Origin of the sequence: Streptomyces sp. NBC_00878 (assembly GCF_026341515.1) — a bacterium.
Classification (GTDB): Bacteria; Actinomycetota; Actinomycetes; order Streptomycetales; family Streptomycetaceae; genus Streptomyces.
Genome location: NZ_JAPEOK010000001.1, coordinates 7,712,990 through 7,732,198, shown reverse-complemented (window position 1 = coordinate 7,732,198; position 19,209 = coordinate 7,712,990). Strand labels below are relative to the sequence as shown.

General features: G+C 68.9%; 14 protein-coding genes and 5 pseudogenes. 10 read left to right on the top strand and 9 right to left on the bottom strand.

Going from position 1 to position 19,209, the window contains the following annotated elements; all coding sequences use genetic code 11:
* Positions 1–262 precede the first annotated feature (262 nt).
* A complete protein-coding gene (locus OHA11_RS33505; RefSeq protein WP_266502744.1) occupies positions 263–460 on the top strand; it encodes a hypothetical protein in 198 nt (65 codons plus the stop codon).
* 44 nt (positions 461–504) lie between these two features.
* On the opposite strand, the gene OHA11_RS33500 is transcribed toward OHA11_RS33505, so the two are convergent.
* Positions 505–1,254 (bottom strand): IS5 family transposase, encoded by a 750-nt coding sequence (locus tag OHA11_RS33500; RefSeq protein ID WP_266507631.1) that lies wholly within the window; start codon positions 1,252–1,254, stop codon positions 505–507.
* The gene (locus tag OHA11_RS33495) at positions 1,203–1,787 is read right to left on the bottom strand and encodes a DinB family protein (RefSeq protein ID WP_266502743.1); all 585 of its coding nucleotides are present in this window, start codon (positions 1,785–1,787) and stop codon (positions 1,203–1,205) included. Before OHA11_RS33495 ends, OHA11_RS33500 begins: the two co-directional genes overlap by 52 nt.
* A 334-nt stretch (positions 1,788–2,121) precedes the next feature.
* Here OHA11_RS33495 and OHA11_RS33490 point away from each other — a divergent pair, with 334 nt between their 5' ends.
* The 3 genes and pseudogenes from OHA11_RS33490 to OHA11_RS33480 form a co-directional block, all read left to right on the top strand.
* Entirely contained in the window at positions 2,122–4,416 is a 2,295-nt protein-coding gene (locus tag OHA11_RS33490) for an NACHT domain-containing NTPase (protein WP_266502742.1), read from the top strand.
* A 162-nt stretch (positions 4,417–4,578) separates the two neighbouring features.
* Positions 4,579–4,761, top strand: a pseudogene (locus tag OHA11_RS33485) (transposase); the annotation flags it as partial.
* Positions 4,762–5,272: 511 nt separating this feature from the next.
* Positions 5,273–5,416 (top strand): annotated as a pseudogene (locus tag OHA11_RS33480) (IS630 family transposase); the annotation flags it as partial.
* A gap of 61 nt (positions 5,417–5,477) precedes the next feature.
* On the opposite strand, the gene OHA11_RS33475 reads toward OHA11_RS33480, so the two are convergent.
* The 3 genes and pseudogenes from OHA11_RS33475 to OHA11_RS33460 form a co-directional block, all read right to left on the bottom strand.
* Positions 5,478–6,131: a class I SAM-dependent methyltransferase gene (locus OHA11_RS33475; RefSeq protein ID WP_266502741.1), complete on the bottom strand. Its 654-nt coding sequence runs from the start codon at positions 6,129–6,131 to the stop codon at positions 5,478–5,480.
* An 892-nt stretch (positions 6,132–7,023) separates the two neighbouring features.
* Positions 7,024–8,655, bottom strand: a pseudogene (locus OHA11_RS33465) (IS200/IS605 family accessory protein TnpB-related protein).
* A 199-nt stretch (positions 8,656–8,854) separates the two neighbouring features.
* Positions 8,855–9,048, bottom strand: a pseudogene (locus OHA11_RS33460) (ATP-binding protein); the annotation flags it as partial.
* A gap of 153 nt (positions 9,049–9,201) precedes the next feature.
* On the opposite strand from OHA11_RS33460, the pseudogene OHA11_RS33455 reads away from it, so the two are divergent.
* A pseudogene (locus OHA11_RS33455) lies at positions 9,202–9,351 on the top strand (helix-turn-helix domain-containing protein); the annotation flags it as partial.
* A gap of 57 nt (positions 9,352–9,408) precedes the next feature.
* Positions 9,409–9,699 carry a DUF397 domain-containing protein gene (locus OHA11_RS33450; protein WP_266502739.1) on the top strand — a complete coding sequence of 97 codons (291 nt, stop codon included), beginning with the start codon at positions 9,409–9,411 and terminating at the stop codon, positions 9,697–9,699.
* Here the strand turns inward: OHA11_RS33450 and OHA11_RS33445 are convergent.
* Positions 9,687–10,856, bottom strand: a complete 1,170-nt coding sequence (locus OHA11_RS33445; RefSeq protein ID WP_266502738.1) for a steroid 3-ketoacyl-CoA thiolase — start codon at positions 10,854–10,856, stop codon at positions 9,687–9,689. The genes OHA11_RS33450 and OHA11_RS33445 overlap by 13 nt on opposite strands.
* 293 nt (positions 10,857–11,149) lie before the next feature.
* Between OHA11_RS33445 and OHA11_RS33440 the strand changes: the two genes are divergently transcribed.
* Positions 11,150–12,394 carry a cytochrome P450 gene (locus tag OHA11_RS33440; RefSeq protein ID WP_266502736.1) on the top strand — a complete coding sequence of 415 codons (1,245 nt, stop codon included), beginning with the start codon at positions 11,150–11,152 and terminating at the stop codon, positions 12,392–12,394.
* Between the two features lie 196 nt (positions 12,395–12,590).
* A complete protein-coding gene (locus tag OHA11_RS33435; protein ID WP_266502734.1) occupies positions 12,591–14,306 on the top strand; it encodes a hypothetical protein in 1,716 nt (571 codons plus the stop codon).
* Here OHA11_RS33435 and OHA11_RS33430 read toward each other — a convergent pair.
* Entirely contained in the window at positions 14,260–16,326 is a 2,067-nt protein-coding gene (locus OHA11_RS33430; RefSeq protein WP_266502732.1) for a bifunctional glycosyltransferase 87/phosphatase PAP2 family protein, read from the bottom strand. The two genes, OHA11_RS33435 and OHA11_RS33430, sit on opposite strands and share 47 nt — an antisense overlap.
* A gap of 321 nt (positions 16,327–16,647) precedes the next feature.
* Here OHA11_RS33430 and OHA11_RS33425 point away from each other — a divergent pair, with 321 nt between their 5' ends.
* Positions 16,648–17,346: an O-methyltransferase gene (locus tag OHA11_RS33425; RefSeq protein WP_266502730.1), complete on the top strand. Its 699-nt coding sequence runs from the start codon at positions 16,648–16,650 to the stop codon at positions 17,344–17,346.
* 97 nt (positions 17,347–17,443) lie between these two features.
* On the opposite strand, the gene OHA11_RS33420 is transcribed toward OHA11_RS33425, so the two are convergent.
* Positions 17,444–17,845 (bottom strand): hypothetical protein, encoded by a 402-nt coding sequence (locus OHA11_RS33420; protein ID WP_266502729.1) that lies wholly within the window; start codon positions 17,843–17,845, stop codon positions 17,444–17,446.
* Positions 17,846–18,077: 232 nt separating this feature from the next.
* On the opposite strand from OHA11_RS33420, the gene OHA11_RS33415 reads away from it, so the two are divergent.
* A complete protein-coding gene (locus tag OHA11_RS33415) occupies positions 18,078–18,482 on the top strand; it encodes a DUF1992 domain-containing protein (RefSeq protein ID WP_266502728.1) in 405 nt (134 codons plus the stop codon).
* 209 nt (positions 18,483–18,691) lie between these two features.
* Here OHA11_RS33415 and OHA11_RS33410 read toward each other — a convergent pair whose 3' ends face one another.
* Complete coding sequence (locus OHA11_RS33410; RefSeq protein WP_266507630.1) at positions 18,692–19,156, bottom strand: hypothetical protein; 465 nt, start codon at positions 19,154–19,156, stop codon at positions 18,692–18,694.
* Positions 19,157–19,209: the final 53 nt, after the last annotated feature.

The following is a 19,209-nucleotide window of genomic DNA, read 5'->3' as shown; positions in this document are numbered from 1 at the left end:
GTCACCCGCGCACCTGGCAACCAGCGCCACACTCGAACCACACGCTGGCGGGCTCGTCGTCGGACAGCGTCCCGCGCGGATTGAACCTGACAGTGCGCATCAGGAAATACCAACTCAACGACGCCAGAGCTATCAAGCAACACACGTATGATGCTGAGTTCTGCGAGGGTGCTGTACGCATCGTGATCGAGACCGGGAAACCGGTCCCGGAGGTCGCCGAGAAGCTCAGCGTCAACGCCGGCACCCCGTACAGCCGGGACCGATGCCTTTTTCGGAGGTCAACGTGTGTGTCGTGGTCCTAAGCCTGGCACTTGGCGCCGCGATATTGATCATCGGCATCATCCAGGGTTACCTCGCGACGGCGATCCTCGGTGCCGTAATGCTCGCCTTCGTCGTGTGGGCTCTTATGAGCCCCAAGGGCAACGAGGACAGCGACTACACCGATGAGGGTGAAGCCTGAGAGGGTGTCTCACGTGGCAAGTTTCGAGAGCTTCTTGTAGCAGGTCAGGGCGGCGGCCAGCCGAGCAGGGCGAGGAAGTGCGAGCCCTTTCGTTCGTATCGGACGGTGAGGCGGCGGTGGCCGAAGAGCCAAGCGATCGACCGTTCGCTCTTCCAGCGGTGCCGACCGAGGCGTGCGCCGGACTCGATGCCGGGCCGCGCGATGCGCGCGACGAGCCCGCGCTCGCGCAGCCAGGCCAGGTGCTCGGCGGAGAAGTACGCCTTGTCCGCGCGGAGTTTGACGGGTCGGCGCCGCCGTGGTCCCCGGCGGGACCGGACGGCGGGTATGCCGCGGACGAGCGGTTTGAGGGCCAGGCTGTCGTGCATGTTCGCGTCGGACACGGCGACCGCGAGCCGGATGCCCTGGGCAACGGACAGCACGCGCAGCATGCTGCCCTTCTTGCCGCGATCGACCGGGTTCGGCCCGGTCAGCGATCCCCCCTTTTGGCGCGAACGGAGGCCGCGTCGACGATCGCCGAGGTCCAGTCCACCTCGCCCCGGTCCCCGAGTTCGTCCAGCAGCGCCCGATGCAGCTCGACGCCACAGGCCGGCCTCGGTCCATACCGTGAAGCGGCGATGCGCGGTGGCGGGCGACATGCCGAACGTCGGCGGCAGATGCCGCCAGGCACAGCCGCTGGTCAGTGCGTAGACCACTGCCGTGAACACCGCCCGCTCGTCACACGGAGCGGGCCCACCACCAACCTCTAAGCCTTCATGGGTACGGCCGACCTGGCGGCCTGCTCGATCTTCGCGCAGTAGGACGCACGGGCTTCCTCGTCGATCTGCTTCTCGTTTTCGGCGCGCACCCCGGTCCGGCCGTCGAGGCCCTCGCGCAGGATGTCGGCGTGCCCGGCATGCCGGATGGACTCGCCGAGGACATGGACCATGACGGCGAACAGATTCGTGTTGGGACAAGGCTCCGGCCACCACGGCACGTGGCCGGGGGCGTCGAGGGGAAGCTCGTCGATCGTCGCGTCCGAGTGTTCCCACGTGCGCCGGTAGAACCCGATGATCTGATCGCGGGTCTCGTCCTCGGTCGCCCACAGATCGCTGCCGTCGTAGTCCTGCCACTGGGGCAGCGGTTCCGGGGAAGGGCGGTCGAAGACCTCACCGAAGTACCTGGCCTCGACGGTGGCCACGTGTTTGACCAGGCCGAGGAGGTTGGTCCCGGTCGCTGTCAAAGGCCGACGGGCGTCGTATTCGGACAAGCCGTCGAGTTTCCAGAGCAGCGCCCTGCGGTCCCGCCGCAGTCTCCCGTGCAGGTTGCCTTTCGCGAATTCATCGATCACGCGGCATGAGCCTGCCATGGGCTGCTCGTGGCCTCAAGATCCCGTACGTGGTCCGCAACGACGGGCAGAGCCGAGGGCCTGGCCATGGCCGCCGCCCTGACCTGCTAAAAGAAGCTCGCGAAACTTGCCACGTGAGACAACCTCTTAGTCGCTACACGGGAGGTTGACGGGGCTACGAGCAGACCTGCGACGCAGGGCGGTCGTTCCCTGTCTGCTCCAGCTTCGTTAGCCCTGTTGAAAGCGTAGATGTGGCGATGACGCGGGGAGGGGCAGCGTGCGCGGACGGTGGGTCACGGCGTGGGCGCTCTGCGGGGCTGTGACACTTCTGTTGACGATGGCCTGGCGTGAGGAGGGCAACGACTTCGTCTCGACAGCAAGTTCGATTCTTGCGACGGGTGTCAGCCTGTTCGGCGTACTGTCGGCATGGGCTTCGCGCCGGTCTGCCCAGCAAGGCCGCTCTACTACTGACCAGCTGACGGAGGCGCAGGCAGCGCTCGCACGACTAGTGGAATCTCAGTGGCGCAAGGAGGCGGGTCTGCGGCAACTCCACAATCCCGTGCCGCTACCCGTGTCCTGGTCGGACTCACCGGATGTTGGAGTTCACGACCACCCGGAGTTGATCGGGGGGACCATCTCCTGCCAGGCCGACCAAGGGGAGGAACTGGCGGCGGCCTTCCGCCAACAGTTGCCACGCCGTCGGCTGATCGTCTTGGGCCCGGCCGGATCCGGCAAGACCACCTTCGCCGTGCTGCTGGCACTCTCCCTGCTGCAAAATCGGCCAGACAACGAGCCCGTGCCCGTCCTACTCACTGCCACGTCATTCAACCCCGAGCAGGAGAGTGTCCACGACTGGCTGCGCCGTCGTATCACCGCTGACTACCCGACCTTGGCCGATGCGGACACATACGGCCCGACCGCGATTGACGACCTCCTGGCCGGACACCGAGTGCTCCCGGTCATCGATGGACTGGATGAACTTCCCAAAGAGGTCCACGCATCCGTCCTGACCGCCCTCAACGAGACCCTGGACACCGACGCGCCTCTGGTGCTGACCAGCCGCACTGGCGAGTACACCACCGCCGCAGCCTCTGCCAGAGCCCTGTCCGGCGCGGCGGTGATCGCACCTGGCAACCTGTCAGTGCAGGACTCCCTCGCGCTGCTCCGTCTCGCCACGCCTACCGGACCGTCGCAGCAACGCTGGGATTCCCTCGCCGAACACCTGGCCGCACACCCGGCAGGAGCCGCCGCACAGGCCCTCACCAGCCCACTGACCGTCGCCCTCGCCAGGACCGTATACGCCGAAGGCACCGGCAACCCTGAAGAATTGGGCAACTTCGAGTCCAAAGAAGCCATCGAGGACCATCTCCTCGACGCCCTCATCCCCATCGTCTACGCAACCGCCCGGCGCCGAGATCCGGCAAAACACCCCTGGAGCCCAGAGCACGCCCACCGCTACCTCGCCCAACTCGCCTCCGGCATGCAGCGCCAGAGAACTACCGACCTGGAATGGTGGAGAATTCACCAGTGGGTACCGGTCGTTTCCCGCCCGTGGGCACGGGGCGCCGTCTGGGCTGTCACCGTGTTCGTTCTCACCTTGGCGGGCTATGCCATTGGCCGGGCCCTCCCCGAATACTCGCCTGAAAGACTTGAGAGCCTGGAATGGATTCCGGGGTCTGTCGCCGTGGCTTTGCCGTGCATGTGCTGGCTGGCGGCGTGGACCGCCACCCGCTGCCGCCTTCGCGCCCGGCGGCTCACCAGCACCGTATTGATCGCCGTGGGCGGGGCCGTCGCATTCGCCGTTCCCGGCATGATGGTCGACCGTGCGGATGAGTTGCCGAACGTGTTTTACGCGATCGCATGTCTGCTCTTCTGGGGGTTCACCTTTCTGCTGGTCCTACACTCCGCCGGCCCTCCAGCCCCACCGCTCCTGCCGAGCCGCGGCACGCTCATCCCTGGGAACTGGCCCCGGCGCCTGCTCCTCGCCGTGGCCACTTTCCTCGGCACCACGGCCCTTGCCACAGCTGCCTTCCAGCTGTACGCCCTCGCCCTTGTGACGCCGGGCCAACCCGCACACGCTGTGGAACTGCCCTGGGCACACGGCCTGATCCTCGGCGCCCTCTTCGGCGCGCTGCAAGCCCTGCTGCACTGGATGCGTGGCACGACGAGCAAGGAGGAGGTCACAAGTCCCGTCTCGACGGTCCGCGCCGACCGGCTCGTCACCCTCGTCGGCTGCGGCGGAGGATTTCTCCTTGCCACACTGCCCTACACCCTGGCTTTCGTATTACGACGAACGCTGCACGAGTTGCAGGAGGTCAGCCCGCTCACAATCTTCGTCTGCACACTCCTGGGCGTGGGCCCGACCGGACTGATCCTGGGGCTGGCCGCACACGCATGGCCGTACTACATGGCCGCCCGGCTGCTTCTTTCCGCCCAAGGCCAACTCCCATGGCGGCTCCAGTCTTTCCTCACCAATGCCCACCGCCTGGGCGTTCTCCGCCAGGTCGGCCCTGTCTACCAGTTCCGTCACGCCCGGCTGCAAGAACACCTCGCTCGCCCCGTCCAAGTGCCGGGTCCGCGTGCCGCCTCCTCGGACCCCGATCTCGAACCCGGTTCGGCTTCGCTGCGTTGACGGTTCGCGGTGCGCAGGACGGCCCCGACGTCGGTGGGTGTAGACGGAGGTGACTCCGAAGCCATAATCCACCTTGGAACTCCTGACGACATGAGCATTGGATGTTGCTCGTGGTCGAGTGTTTGCCAGCGGTGTGAGCCGAGGACATGAGCCTCTCCGGCTGTGACCGACGAGCTATGGGAGCGCATTGGGCCGCTGCCGAGCATGAACGGCACGGTCATCGCCCGGACCGCAGGCGGCTGGACAATCGCAAGGTGTTGTGCGGGATCTTGTTCGTCCTGCGTACCGGGATTGCCTGGGAGCATCGTCCCCAGGATCTGGGGGTTCGGGTCGGGCATGACGTGCCGGCACAGCATGCGGTGGACCTCGACCACGCGTGCTGAAAGCGCCCGCTGGACTGCCCCGACGCACCGGCGGGTGGGCATCGTTCAGGCATCATGAAATTCTTCAGCGCCGTCGCAACTCCCGGTCGATCTCTGGAGGTTCACGATGCGCCATCCGTCATCGGAGTCGGCGCGAGATCCCGCGCCGCGACGCCAGATCCGCTTTTGCACCATGCCGGGCGGGGTGCGGATCGCGTACGCGACCGTCGGCCGGGGTCCCGCGCTCGTAGTGCCCGCGGCGTGGATAGAACACCTTGAACTGCAGTGGCAGGACCCGGCCATGCGCGCCTTCTACGCCCCGCTCGCCGCGCACCGGACGGTGGTGCAATACGACGGGCCCGGCTGCGGGCTTTCCGACGCGTGGCCGGGCCGCCAGAACCTCGAAACCGCGGTGGAGGTACTCACAGCAGTCGTCGACCATCTGGAGTTGGAACGCTTCGACTTGCTCGGCATCTCCGGGGCCGGGGCGGTGTCGTTGGCTGCATCACTACTTGCGGTGTCGCAATCAGAACGCACGCTATCCAGGCGTCCTGGCCGCGCAGCGCCGGGAACGCGCCCGTGTCCGCGGCGAGAAAGGCATCCGCTGGGGCGGCCGCCCTCTCAGCCCAGCGGTCTGACCGCCCGCCCCGTGATCGTCGGCGGTCCAGCCGAGCGGCCTCACCCCGGGAACGAGCCCCGTCAGGGCGTTTCGGGCTTGCGGGCCAGGATGCAGGCGTGCTGTCTGTTCACGCGTCCGCCGGGCTCCTGTTTCAGTCTCGCGGTGACGACGAGTCCGGCCTGGTCCAGCAGGTCGACCATGCGGTCCAGGGGCAGGAGGTACGACTCGTAGGACACCAGACGGCCATAGCCGTGGGTCGGCTGCAGCCGCTCATCGCCGACATAGTCTCCCCAGAGCAGGTAGCCGCCGGGCGCGAGCGTGCGATGAAACTCGGCGAACACATCCGGCAGCCACTGCGAGGGCGTGTGATGGGTGGAGTACCAGGCCAGGATGGAGCCGAGCTCGTCGTCCCTCATCTCCAGCGCGGTCATCGAGCCCTCAGTGAACCGCAGGTTCGGATAGGCGTGCCGGGCCATCCCCGACCATCTTCGGCGACAGATCGACGCCGAAGACGGACACCCCAGCCCGGCCAGGTGCGCCGTCCCGCGTCCGGGGCCGCACCCCAGGTCCGCGACCGGCCCCAGACCGGCCGTCCGCACCAGTTCGGCAAATCCCGCCAGCATCCCGCGTGACAGCGGGTCCATCGCGGCTGGAGGCGGGACGCGTTCGACGTAATCGGCGGCGATCGTGTCGTACGACTCGCGGACGGCGGTCAGAAAGGAGGGCTCAGCCATGCGGGCGGCCCTAAAGGCTGACCGAGAGAAACCTGAAAAGTTATAGGTTGCCCGGCCTGACGAGGTACCGCAGGCTGAGGGCTCTTGCCGAGAGTCTGGCAATATCCCCTCCCGCCATGGTGACGGCCTCTCTCACCGGGGCCGCACTGACCGCAGGCCGACAGGAGAACCATTGACCGGGCTCGCCACTGCATCTCAGATTGGGGAGACATGAAGATCGGTCGATCGGCACTTGCCAGGCTAGCTGCTGTGCTCATGGGTGCCAGCCTGTTCCTTCTCGCTTCTGTCCTTCCGGCCCAAGCGGCGAGTTACTGGCGGATGTACGTGTTCAGCAACTACACGGGCGTCGCGGCGGACCGCCACTGGGTTGAGGTTTGCGACAAGCAGGGGGACGGGGTCGGGGTCTCCGCGACGTTCTATTTCAGGAGCGACTCTCCGCGCACAATCGGCGACGGAAATGGATCGGCCGGCGGGTGCGGGAACGCGACGTTCTCCGGCACCGTCGTCGGGGTGGAAATGTGTTGGAACGGGGCGGATATCGTATGTGATTACAGCTCAGTTCCTTCCTAAGGGGTGTTGCACAAGGCCGTGAGCTGGTCATCTCCGGTGTATGGCTGGGGTGTTGAGGGCTGAGCGGGTGTGGGTGGAGACATTCACGGGGCTTCAGGTGACAGCGCACCCACCTACTCCGCGTCCGCCGCTCCCGCCGTCAGAGCGTGTTTCCGCATTCGAACCACACGCTCTTCCCGCCGCGGCGTCGGGGATCAACACCCCACTTGTCTGCCACCGCGTCGAGCAGCACGAGCCCGGCCGCCTTCCGACTCCGGTGACAACTCGGCGGGAATCGACGGAAGGCACGAGGACCCGTCCTCGACCTCCACCCGAACCGTTCCTAGAGACTGAGCGGGAGTGAGTCCTGTTGCCAGGATCCATGCTCGGCCGAACGCCCCGAACGGTGTTGGGCGTTCTGGTTGCCCGCGTTCGCTCCGCGTCCGGCGCGCACGGATCGTGTCCGGGGTCCGGGGATGCGGGGGCGGGTTCCCTCACGCCCAGGGACGCCCAGTCTGGCCTGGACGGTCCGATGCCCCTGCTCATCTCTCCGGTGAGCAGGGGGCGGTGCCGTCCGTCGCCGGATCGGGTGTCCCTGGGCGCGCCTTCCGACCGCCACGGCAGCAGCGTCGTGGCGGGTGGTCTTGCGGGTTGTAGTGGTGAGGGGTTTCTGCCAGTGCTGGGCGCCCCAACGGCTGGTGTAGGCAGGGTCCACGGCGATGACCGCTATACCCGTCTGGTCGGCCATCGAGGCCAGCCGGGCGCGGAGCTTGCCGGTGGGCATGCCGGAGATCAGCTGCCGGAAGCGTCTTTTGCGGCCGTGCTTCTCGCGGGTCTTCTCGGCGGCGAAGTCCAGGTCCTCCACCGCGATCGCCTTGACGCCGCAGGTGCGGGCCCAGTGCAGCAGGCGGGTGAGGGCGTGGCGGACCTGGGCGTCCCGGTGTTCGGCGGTGCCGGTCAGGTCGTAGAAGAAGCGGCGCGGGGCACCAACCGGATTGCCGTGCGCATCGAGGCGCCAGGCGGCCAGGTGGTCGGCGTTCATGTCGACGCCGATCACACCGTGGGCGAGCGCGGCCTCCAGAGGGAGGGTGGGGGTGGGCGGGATCTGCCAGGAGGCGGTCAGATACCAGCGGTCCCGGCCCGTATCCAGGTGGATGCGGTAGGCGATCGCTCGGCTGGCCGCGACGCGGTCGGCCCACTCGCCGCCTCGGTGCGCGAACGCGACCCTGCAAGTGAGGACGTACCGTCCGTGCGGGGCGTTCGCCAGATGCGTGAGCGGCGCGGGGAGTTTGATGCTCACCTCGCCGTCGGGGCTGATGCGGATCGTCTCGTTGCCGTGGCGCTTGCCGGACTCCCCGTCGGCGGCCAGGAACCAGCGCTCGGCCTCCCAGGCCCGGCGCCACTCGCCCTCGGTGAGCCCTGCCTGGTCCAGGTGGTGCCGGGCACGGGCCAGCCGTTTGCCTCCCCGTACGACGTATACGATTCCGGCCTCACGGTCGGCCCGCGCGGCGGCCAGCCGGTCCTCCAGCACCCGCAGCCGCCGGGCCTTCGCATGCCACTCCCGCCGAGACCGGTAGCCCCCCGGTGCTCCCTTGGTCCCCTTCTGCCCGACCGGCAGGGACAGCCGGTGCGTCAGCGTGCGGACGCCCGCTTCCAGGTTCTGGATGTGGGTCAACTGGCAGCGGCGGGCCAGCGCCCACTGGTCATGAGTGGCTTTGGTGATACTGCCCGCCCAGCGCGACGACGAGACCGGCGTCAACTCCCGCTTGCGCACCGCCCACGAACCGCCGGAATGCGACAAGCCGTCCCGGCAGCGCGCCTTGAGATCCACCGAAGCCAGCGAGCCCAGATGCGCACCCACCACCCGCAGCACCTTCTCATCGTCCGGTGCCAGGTACTTGAGACGGGTACGGATGGCCACACCACTCGGGCCGGACGCGACGAACGATGGCGCCACCTCCCTCAGCCCACCCACCTCGTCACCCCCACCCAAAGACCCCTGTCACCACACTCAACGAGCGCCACCCGTTAAGGTCACGCATTCGATGCAAGAACGTCAGTTCCCCAACGGAAAGCCGACGCCACGGCCCGGACACTCAACGCGAAACAGGCAAACAGCACTCACTCCTGCTCACCAGAACACCCTTGAGCGCGCCCCAGTGGCAGCAGCTCCAGACCCCCGCCGTCTGCCGCAGCAGCAGGAACGTGCAGCACTGGTCCGGGACATGGCGTAAACGACGTTGGCGAGCAGCTCGGTCACACCGAGCTCCACGGAGTCGGCCAGCTCGGCCATCTCCCACTCGCGCAGATACGAGCGGACGATGCGCCGGACGTGCCGTGGCGAGTGCTCGCCGACGGCGAGGCGCATGCGGTACTGGGTGACGCAGGGGCCCGCGAGGGTGGGGGGAATGTAATGGTTCACGCCACAAGACTGACGTCCCGCGACTACCCTCGGCTACGGAATGGATACAACCGGTCCCGCAGTGGGCCGAGTTGCGCATCGTGCGAGAGGAGCCCGTACGTGACCCACATCAACGTTCTCGACCCGGGGGCGTCACCGCTCGACTACTACGGATTCGAGTTGCGGCGATACCGAGAGGCCGCCGGACTGACACAGAAGCAGCTCGGCGACATCATCAACTACACCGGCTCGCTGATCAGCCAGATCGAGCGGCCATGTCGGTGAAGGACTCGGCAGCGCTGATCCGGCACGTGGTGGAGGAACGCTATGGGAAGCAACACACGTCCGACAGGCATCCGGTGGCGTAAGTCCAGCTACAGCGGCGACCAGGGCGGCGAGTGCGTCGAGTGCGCGCCGCTCGGCCCCCTCGCCTGGCGCAAGTCGACGTACAGCGGTGACATGGGCGGCTCCTGCGTCGAGGTCGCCGACATACCCACAGCCACCACCATCGCCGTACGCGACTCAAAGAACCCGGCGGGGCCCATCCTCACCCTCAACCCCGCCGCCTTCTCCACGTTCCTCAACTGGACGACAACGGCGGCGGCCTACAACCGCTGAATGATCGTCCCCGTAGCCAGCGCCCCACCCGCGCACATCGTGACGAGCGCGAACTCCTTGTCCCTGCGCTCCAGTTCATGGAGTGCCGTGGTGAGGAGCCGTGCCCCGGTCGCCCCCACGGGGTGACCCAGCGCGATCGCGCCGCCGTTCACGTTCACCTTCTCCAGGTCCTGCTCGAAGACCTGGGCCCAGCTCAACACCACTGACGCGAACGCCTCGTTGACCTCGATGAGGTCGATGTCCTTCAGGGTCATGCCCGCCTTGCCGAGGACCGCGCGGGTCGCGTCGATCGGGCCGTCCAGGTGGAAGTGCGGGTCGGAGCCCACCAGCGCCTGGGCGACGATCCGGGCCCGAGGGCGCAGCTTCAGCGCCCTCGCCATCCGCTTCGACGCCCACATCAAAGCGGACGCGCCGTCGGAGATCTGCGACGAGTTCCCGGCCGTGTGGACCGCCGTGGGCATCACCGGCTTCAGGCCCGCCAGGGCCTCCATCGACGTGTCGCGCAGCCCCTCGTCCCGGTCGACCAGGCGCCACATGCCCTGCCCGGCGCCCTGCTCTTCCTCCGTCGTCGGCACCTGCACGGCGAACGTCTCACGCTTGAAACGCTCCTCCGCCCATGCCGCCGCCGCCCGCTCCTGCGAGATGAGCCCGAGCGAGTCGACGTTCTCCCTCGTCAGCCCCCGGTGGCGAGCGATCCGCTCGGCCGCCTCGAACTGGTTCGGCAGGTCGACGTTCCACTCGTCCGGGGTCGGCTTGCCCGGCCCGTGCTTGGAGGCGGCGCCGAGCGGCACTCGCGACATGACCTCGACGCCGCAGCTGATCCCGATGTCGATGACGCCCGCGGCGACCATGTTGGCGACCATGTGGGAGGCCTGCTGCGAGGAACCGCACTGCGCGTTCACGGTCGTCGCCGCCGTCTCGTACGGCAGGCCCATCGCGAGCCACGCGGTACGGGCGGGGTTGCCGGACTGCTCGCCGGCGTGGGTGACCGCTCCGCCGACGACCTGCTCGACGCAGTCCGCGTGGATGCCGGTACGGCCGAGGAGTTCACGGTAGGTCTCGCCCAGCAGATAGGCGGGATGCAGATTGGCGAGCGCGCCGCCGCGCCTGCCGATGGGGGTGCGCACGGCTTCTACGATCACGGGTTCCGCGGCCATGGGGAGTCCTCTCCTCGGGTCACCCGCGCGGCGCGGGCGTCCCGGCCCACCCGCCACGCTGAACTAGTACGCGTTCTAGTTCTGCTTGCAGTCTGCTGACCCGGCGTCCGTCACCGCAAGGGTCGTGCAGCTCTCGAAGTCGCGATCCGCACGGCTTCCGCGCTACTTCTGCACGCAATTCGGGCCGCCGCGCCTCTTGCGACTTGTAGAACCCGTTACTACCTTCACGGCAATTCCCGGTTCCTGATGGATCGTCAGAACCCGAACCGTCGTCGCACGACCAGGAGTTGCCGATGCCTTGTCCAGCGCTGCCCGACGGGTTCGACTTCACCGATCCCGATGTGCTGCACCACCGCGTACCCCTCCCGGAGTTCGCCGAACTGCGCGGGGCCGAACCGGTCCGCTGGATCCCCCAGACGCCCAACCTCGCCGGGTTCGGGGACGAGGGCTACTGGGCCGTCACCCGGCACGCGGACGTCAAGTACGTGTCCACGCACCCCGAGTTGTTCTCCTCCACCCTCAACACCGCGATCATCCGCTTCAACGAGCACATGGAGCGCGACGCGATCGACGCCCAGCGGCTGATCCTGCTGAACATGGACCCGCCCGAGCACACCCGAGTCCGCCAGATCGTCCAGCGCGGCTTCACCCCGCGCGCCATCCGCGCCCTGGAGGACAACCTGCGTACGCGCGCGGGCCAGATCGTGGAGACCGCGCTCGCGGGTGTGGGTCCCGGCGGATCCTTCGACTTCGTCACCCAGGTGGCCTGCGAACTGCCCCTCCAGGCGATAGCCGAGCTGATCGGCATCCCTCAGGACGACCGCGCCAAGATCTTCGACTGGTCGAACAAGATGATCGCGTACGACGACCCGGAGTACGCGATCACCGAGGAGGTCGGCCAGGAGTCGGCCACCGAGATCCTCGCCTACGCGATGAACATGTCCGCCGACCGCAAGCAGTGCCCGGCCAAGGACATCGTCACCACGCTGGTCGCGGCCGAGGACGAGGGCAACCTCGGCTCGGACGAGTTCGGCTTCTTCGTCCTGATGCTGGCCGTCGCGGGCAACGAGACGACCCGTAACGCCATCACCCACGGCATGCACGCCTTCCTCACCCACCCCGACCAGTGGGACCTCTACAAGCGGGAGCGCCCGGCGACCGCCGCAGAGGAGATCGTCCGCTGGGCGACACCCGTCGTCTCCTTCCAGCGCACGGCGACCCAGGACACCGAACTGGGCGGCAAGCAGATCAGGAAGGGCGACCGCGTCGGCATCTTCTACTCCTCCGCCAACAACGATCCGGAGGTCTTCGCATCGCCGGAGCTCTTCGACATCACCCGCGACCCGAACCCGCACCTCGGCTTCGGGGGCGGCGGCCCGCACTTCTGCCTCGGCAAGTCCCTGGCCACCCTGGAGATCGACCTCATCTTCAACGCGATCGCCGACGCGATGCCCGGCCTCCGCCTGGTCGGCGACCCGCGCCGACTGCGCTCGGCCTGGATCAACGGCGTCAAGGAACTACAGGTCAGCGCCGGTTGAGCGGTAGATCGGCGCCAGTTGAGCCGCCGGTGACCCGCCAGTGACCTGCCGCGCGTGAGGCAGGGGCATCCCCCTACGCCCCGCCCCTGCCTCCACCGCCGAAAAATGGTGTGAACGATTCCGGCCCGTTGCGCGTCTTACACGATTGGCACAGCAAACACACACCTTCGAAGACTTCGAACGGAATAGCCGAGCCGTGGTCCCGACCGCACTGTCCCTCGTCCGGCGGGCGGGCGCCGCCACCTCCCGGAAGCAGGACCTCCGCCCGAATAGACGTCCCGATCGACGTCCCGATCGCCGCCCCGATCTCCACCTTGATCGCCTCCTTGACTGGAAGCGGCACCGCGTTCCCCTCCTCGCCACCCTCCCGACCGTCCCGCTGTACGTGGTGTGGTGGCTGTTCCTCGCCACCGGCGGCGGTGATCTCGCGGCACAGGAGGCCTGGGCGGACTTCGCGTCCCGGCACGGCGGTTCGGCGTACAGCCTGTTCTGGTACGGCGGGATGCACACCGCCAACTACAGCCTGATCTCGCCGTATCTGATGGCCGCCTTCGGCGTGCGGACGGTCACCGTCGCGGCCGGGCTCCTCGCCGCCTGGCTGGCCTCGGTCCTCATCGTCCGTACGGGGATCCGCCGGCCGCTCGGCCCGGCGCTGCTCGCCTCGCTCGCACTGTGGTGCAACGTCGCGTCGGGGCGGACGACCTTCGCCCTCGGTGTCGCGCTCGGGCTCGCGGCCTGTGTGCTGCTGACCCGCGAGCGGCGCCTGCCGCTCGCGGCGGCGTACGCGGCGCTGGCGGCCATGGCGAGCCCGGTGGCCGGACTGTTTCTGGTCGTGGCCGGCGCCGGCCACGCCCTCGTACGGGACCCGGCGCGGGCCGCCGCGCTGATCGCCCCGCCGGTCGTGGTGGTGGGCACGACCACCCTGCTGTTCCCGTTCACCGGCGAGCAGTTGATGCCCGCGGACCGGATCTGGCCGCCCGTCGTGATCGGCCTGGTCGTGCTGACCCTCGCGCCGCGCGGCTGGCGGGTCCTGCGCTGGGGCGCCGTCGTGTACGCGGCCGGGACGGTCCTCACGTACCTGATCGCCTCCCCGGTCGGCACGAACGTGGAACGGCTCGCGGAGCTGTTCGCACCGGCTGCCCTGCTGGCGGCGCTGCTGGCGGTGCCGGCCACCTCGACACCGGCCGGGGCGCCCCGGAGACGCAGCAAGCAGAGACGTGTCGCGCTCGCCATGGCGCTGGTCTACTCCATGTGGTGGGTGGGCCAGAAGACGGTCGACGATCTGGCGGTGTCGACGACGGTGCCCGCCTGGGCCGCCGACACGGCCGGCGTCGTGGGCGCCCTGGACCGGCTCGGCGCCGACCGTACCCGCGTCGAGGTGGTCCCGGCCCGCAACCACCGCGAGGCCACCGCCCTGGCCCCGCATGTGAACCTGGCGCGTGGCTGGAACCGGCAGCTGGACATGGAGCGGGGCCGGCTCTTCTACGACGGGACGTTCTCGGAGCCGACGTACCGGGCCTGGCTGGACCGCTGGGCGGTCGGCTTCGTCGTACTGCCCTCGGGCAAGCCGGACGGGTTCGCGGAGGACGAGGCACGCCTGGTCGACCGCGGGACCGAGTGGCTGGAGCCGGTGTGGCGGGACCCGAACTGGCGGGTCTACCGCGTGCGCGACGCGGTGCCCCTGGTGTCGAAGCCCGCCACCGTCGTGCGGGCCGACAGCTCCGAGATCCTCGTGTACGTCCCGCGGACCGGCTCGGTGACCGTGCGCGTCGCCTTCTCGCCCTGGCTGTACGCCGAGCGCGGCTGCCTGGAACAGCAGGGCGAGTTCACGCGTCTCACGGTGGCCGCGCCGGGCGAGTACCGGATCAGCTCGGGGTACGGCCCTTCGCCGGGACAGGCTCCGCGATGCTGACCACCTCCGCCGACTCCGCCGCCGGTTCGGCGAGTTGCCGCGGGCGCGGTCCCTGGAGCAGGTAGGTCAGCGCGAAGCCCGCGCCGACGACGGCCGCGCCGCCCGCCGCGTCCAGGACCCAGTGGTTGGCGGTCGCCACGATCGCGGAGACCGTGAACAGCGGGTGCAGCAGGCCGAGGGCCTTCATCCACCACTTCGGGGCGAGGATCGCGATGACGAGGCCGCACCACAGCGACCAGCCGAAGTGCAGCGAGGGCATCGCCGCGTACTGGTTGGTGAGCGCGGTCAGCGTCCCGTAGTCCGGCTGGGAGAAGTCCTGCACCCCGTGCACGGTGTCGATGAAGCCGAGGCCGGGCATCAGCCGCGGCGGGGCCAGCGGGTAGAGCCAGAAGCCGACGAGCGCGAACAGCGTGGCGAAGCCGAGCGCCGCGCGGGCCCAGCGGTAGTCGGCGGGGCGACGGACGTAGAGGACCCCGAGGACGCTGAGCGGCACCACGAAGTGGAACGAGGTGTAGTAGAAGTCGAAGAAGCTCTGGAGCCACGGGACGTCCACCACCGCGTGGTTGGCCCAGCGCTCGATGTCGATCTGGAGGAACTTCTCGATCGCGTGGATCTGCTCGCCGTGCTCCTCGGCGGTGGCCCGGCCCCCGGCGTTGGTGCCGCCGGTCGCCGCGAGCCTGACCTGCTGGTACGCGGAGTAGCCGACGCGGATCAGCAGCAGTTCGAGCAGCAGGTTCGGGCGGGTGAGGACCCGGCGCAGGAACGGCAGCAGGGGCACGTGCTTCCAGCGGGTAGGCACCGGCCGCGCGTACTCGGTCGGGATGGGCGAGCGGTAGTACTCCGACGTACGGGACAGAAACGGAACCACGGTGGCCGCGGCGAGGGCGGCGAGCAGGACGACGTTGTCACGCAGCGGATAGAGGGCCGCCATGTTCGGCAGCATCATCTTCGCCGGAAGCGTCATCACCAAAATCACGGCGACGGGCCATACGTACCGGTCACCGGCCTTCTTGCCGACCCGGCCGACCACCGCGAGCAGCACCCACAGCAGCTGGTGCTGCCAGGTGGTGGGCGACACGGCGACGGCGACACAGCCGGTGATGGCGACCGCGAGCAGCAACTGCCCGTCGCGGGCGTACCGCACGGCACGGCGCAGGCCGAGTACGGCGACGGCGGCGCCCAGCGCCAGGAAGAGCCCGATCTCCAGGGGCCCTTCGAGACCGACCCTCAGCAGCGCGCCGTGCAGCGACTGGTTGGCGAGATCGTCGGCGGGCCGCCCGAGCCCGACACCGGCCAGGTGATGCACCCAGTACGTGTACGAGTCGTGCGGCATCGCCGCCCACGCGAGCGCGGTGAGCCCGGCGAAGGTGATCCCGCTGGACACGGCGGCCCGGCGGCGGCCGGTGAACCACAGCAGCGGCGCGAACAGCAGCACGGTCGGCTGGAGGGCGGCGGCGAGCCCGATCAGCACCCCGCTGGCCCGCTCCCCGCGCACGGCGAAGCAGCCGAGGAGCACAAGGAGTACGGGAATGATGCTGGTCTGGCCGAGGTAGAGCGTGTTGCGCACGGGCAGCGACAGCATCAGCAGGCTGATCGCGACGGGGGCGGCGAGCAATGCCGTACGGCGGCTCACGGGCTTCGGCAAGGCGCGCGCGGCGACCAGGCCGAGGGCGACGACCAGCAGGAGCGTGCCGAAGGTCCAGCCCCAGCCGAGGGCCTGTTCGGCCGCACGGGTGAGGGGCTTGAGGACGAGTCCGCCGAACGGGGTGCCCGTGAACTGCGTCGAGTCGTACAGCGACCCGTTCACATGGAGCACGCCGTTGGGTCCGACCCAGGTCTCCAGGTCCGTCAGCCGTTCGCCTTTCGGCGTGCTCAGGACGGCGGCGACCTGCCGTACCGCCAGGACCGCGGCGATCAGCCAGAGGCCCGCGCGGACCATTTCCAGCCGTGCCTTCGCCGCCCCGGGCGCCGCCGCTCCGAAGGCATCACCTGGTCGTCCGCCGTGCTCCACGTTCGCCACGTGCCGTCGGCCCTCCCGCCCCGTTCGTCCCCTGAGCCCCATGAATCCCATGAGTCTCTTGCGTCTGCTTCCTGTACGAACCCTAAGAGGCTCGCACTCCCCCCGCCGTGAGACGCAGGCAACCCCCTCTTCACCTGACGTCCTTCAGCCTTTGTCCGAATGGAGGTGTTCTACGGCCGGTGCGGCTGCCTTGCAAGTCGCCGAGAGTCCGAGGCGAGTCGCCGTGAGCGGAATACAACCACCCAACCTGCCAGTAACCGGCTATATTCGGCGACGGAACTAGTTAGCCCATCTAACTAGGTAGACGAAAGGTACGGCCGCATGACCGAGCCGCAGCTCTGGAACGACGTGGACGACTACTTCACCGGCCTCCTCGCCCCGCCGGACGCCGCCCTGACCGACGCGCTGCGCGACAGCGACGCCGCCGGACTGCCGCACATCAACGTCGCCCCGCCCCAGGGCAAGCTGCTGCACCTCCTCGCCGTGATCCAGGGCGCGACCCGCATCCTGGAAATCGGCACGCTCGGCGGCTACAGCACCATCTGGCTGGCCCGCGCCCTGCCGCAGGACGGCCGGCTGATCACCCTGGAGTACAGCGAGCGACACGCGGAGGTGGCCCGGCACAACCTCGCGCGGGCGGGCCTGGACAAGATCACCGAGGTCCGGGTGGGCCCGGCACTCGACTCGCTGCGGAAGCTGGCCGAGGAAGGTGAGGGGAGCGAGGGGAGCGCCGGAAGCGCCTTCCCCTTCGACCTGGTCTTCATCGACGCGGACAAGGTGAACAACCCCCGCTATGTGGAGTGGGCAGTCAAGCTCACCCGCCCCGGGAGCCTGATCGTCCTCGACAACGTCGTCCGCGGCGGCGCCGTCACCGACGCCACCAGCGACGACCCGAGCGTGCGGGGCACCCGTGAAGCCCTCGAACTCTTCGCCACGCACCCGAAACTGACCGCCACGGCGATCCAGACGGTGGGCTCGAAGGGCTACGACGGGTTCGCGCTGGCGCGCGTGCTGCCGTAGCCCTTGAGCTGTCGGAGTCCTCGGGGGAGACGGTTCGGGGTCAGACCCCGGCTCGGGGGTCAGACCTCGCGTCCGGGGTCAAGCCTCGCGTCCGGGGTCAGGCCTCGTGATAGAAGCCCACGTTCACGCTGCGCGGCGCGGTGCGGTCGTAGATGATCAGTTCGCCGGAACCGCCGAGGGGCAGCTTCGCCGTCCCGCCGTACGGCAGGGTCTGCTGGGCCGCCGCCCCGCCGACCAGCGTGAACCGGACCTCGGAGGAGGGCTCGTCGTGCGAGCCCCGCAGCCAGGTCACCTGCCAGCTCCCCTCGGGCCCGCACAGGAACTCCAGGTGCACCCGCGAGACGAACAGCCAGTCGTCGGGCGTCGCGAGGCGGCACACGCCCCGGTCCCGCCCCACCCGCAGCACGGCACCCGGCTCGCTCGGCGCGTCGGCCATCTGCATACCGGCCGTCGCACCGGCTTCTCTGTCGGACACCGAGGCCATGGTGAGTTCGAGCACGTGTGCTCCTTCGTTCCCGCGCGTTCCCGCGTTCCAATTGTCCCGCGCCAGGACGTGCTTGACGCCCTGGCGACGTATCGCCGCCGAATGATAATTCGCCCGGGCCAACACCGTCCGACACAGTCGCATACCGTTCGGCCCGGTCGCACGCCGTCCGACGTCGGTCCCAGCCCATCCGACGCCGGTCGCACACGGTCCGGCACGCTCGGACACGGTCCGGCACAATGGACTCATGACCGAGCGCAAGCCTCCTGGTGTCAGCTTCGAGTCCTGGGTCGACCATCAGATCCGCGCCGCGGAAGCCCGTGGGGAGTTCGCCGACCTCCCCGGCATGGGCAAGCCGCTGTCGAGCGGTCCCGACACGTCGTACGACGAACTGTGGTGGATCAAGCAGAAGATGGCCCGCGAGGGCCTCTCCGTCCTGCCGCCGACCCTGGCCCTCCGCAAGGAGGCCGAGGAAGCCCTCGCGGCGGCCGTCGAGGCGCCGTCGGAGCGGGTGGTGCGGCGGATCATCACGGAGATCAACGCGAAGATCCGCGAGGTGATGTTCAAGCCGCCGCCCGGGCCGCCGCTGGGCCTCAAGCCGTACGACGTCGAGGAGATCGTCCGCGAGTGGCACGAACGCCGGGCGGACTGAGACCCTGGCCGACTGAAGCCCCGCCCCGGTAGATGGCTCGGGGCAGGGCTTCGCTGCACAACTTGCCTACGGTGTATGGGAGTTCGCCGAGGTTGGCGAGTTCGTGGAGGCACGGGAGTGCGCGGAGGCACGGGAGTGCGCGGAGGCACGGGAGTTCGTGGAGGCACGGGAGTGCGCGGAGGCACGGGAGTGCGCGGGGGCATGCGGGTTCAGAGCCGCAGCAACCGTTCCGCCAGTTCCCGGTAGTCCCGTAGGGCCAGCCGGAGTTGCTCGGTGTCGGCCTTGCCCTCGCCGGTGGCCTGCCAGGACGTACGGAGCGTGCGGCGCCGCTCGGTGACGGCGTCGGCGAACCGTGCGGCGACTTCCTGGAGGACCTTGTCGGCCTCTTCCACGGAACCTTGCGGCGCGTCGATGAAGCCGGCCACGGCGTGCTGCAGTTGCAGGGTCCACTTGTCGCCGACCTCGGGGGACATGAGGCGACCGCCGATGCCTCCGGCGGTTCCGGGGGTCGCCTTGGCCTGAGTGGCGGCCGGGTTGCCTGGGACAGCTGCGCCTTCGGGAGCCCGTGAACCACCCGCCGTGTTCTTGTGCGGGTCGTCGTGGGCTGGTCGCGCAGTTCCCCGCGCCCCTGAAGGGGTGGCCGTGCCTGGACGGGTGCCGGGAGCGGGGGGCATTGCGGGAGGCGGAGGGGCGGGCCTTGCGGGGGCGGCAAGCCTTCCAGGGACCT

Coding starts and splice junctions, on each gene's coding strand:
- OHA11_RS33505 (WP_266502744.1), top strand. CDS start 263: ATGCCTTTTTCGGAGGTCAACGTGTGTGTCGTGGTCCTAAGCCTGGCA.
- OHA11_RS33490 (WP_266502742.1), top strand. CDS start 2,122: ATGGCCTGGCGTGAGGAGGGCAACGACTTCGTCTCGACAGCAAGTTCG.
- OHA11_RS33475 (WP_266502741.1), bottom strand. CDS start 6,131: ATGGCTGAGCCCTCCTTTCTGACCGCCGTCCGCGAGTCGTACGACACG.
- OHA11_RS33450 (WP_266502739.1), top strand. CDS start 9,409: ATGGGAAGCAACACACGTCCGACAGGCATCCGGTGGCGTAAGTCCAGC.
- OHA11_RS33445 (WP_266502738.1), bottom strand. CDS start 10,856: ATGGCCGCGGAACCCGTGATCGTAGAAGCCGTGCGCACCCCCATCGGC.
- OHA11_RS33440 (WP_266502736.1), top strand. CDS start 11,150: ATGCCTTGTCCAGCGCTGCCCGACGGGTTCGACTTCACCGATCCCGAT.
- OHA11_RS33425 (WP_266502730.1), top strand. CDS start 16,648: ATGACCGAGCCGCAGCTCTGGAACGACGTGGACGACTACTTCACCGGC.
- OHA11_RS33415 (WP_266502728.1), top strand. CDS start 18,078: ATGACCGAGCGCAAGCCTCCTGGTGTCAGCTTCGAGTCCTGGGTCGAC.
- OHA11_RS33410 (WP_266507630.1), bottom strand. CDS start 19,156: ATGCCCCCCGCTCCCGGCACCCGTCCAGGCACGGCCACCCCTTCAGGG.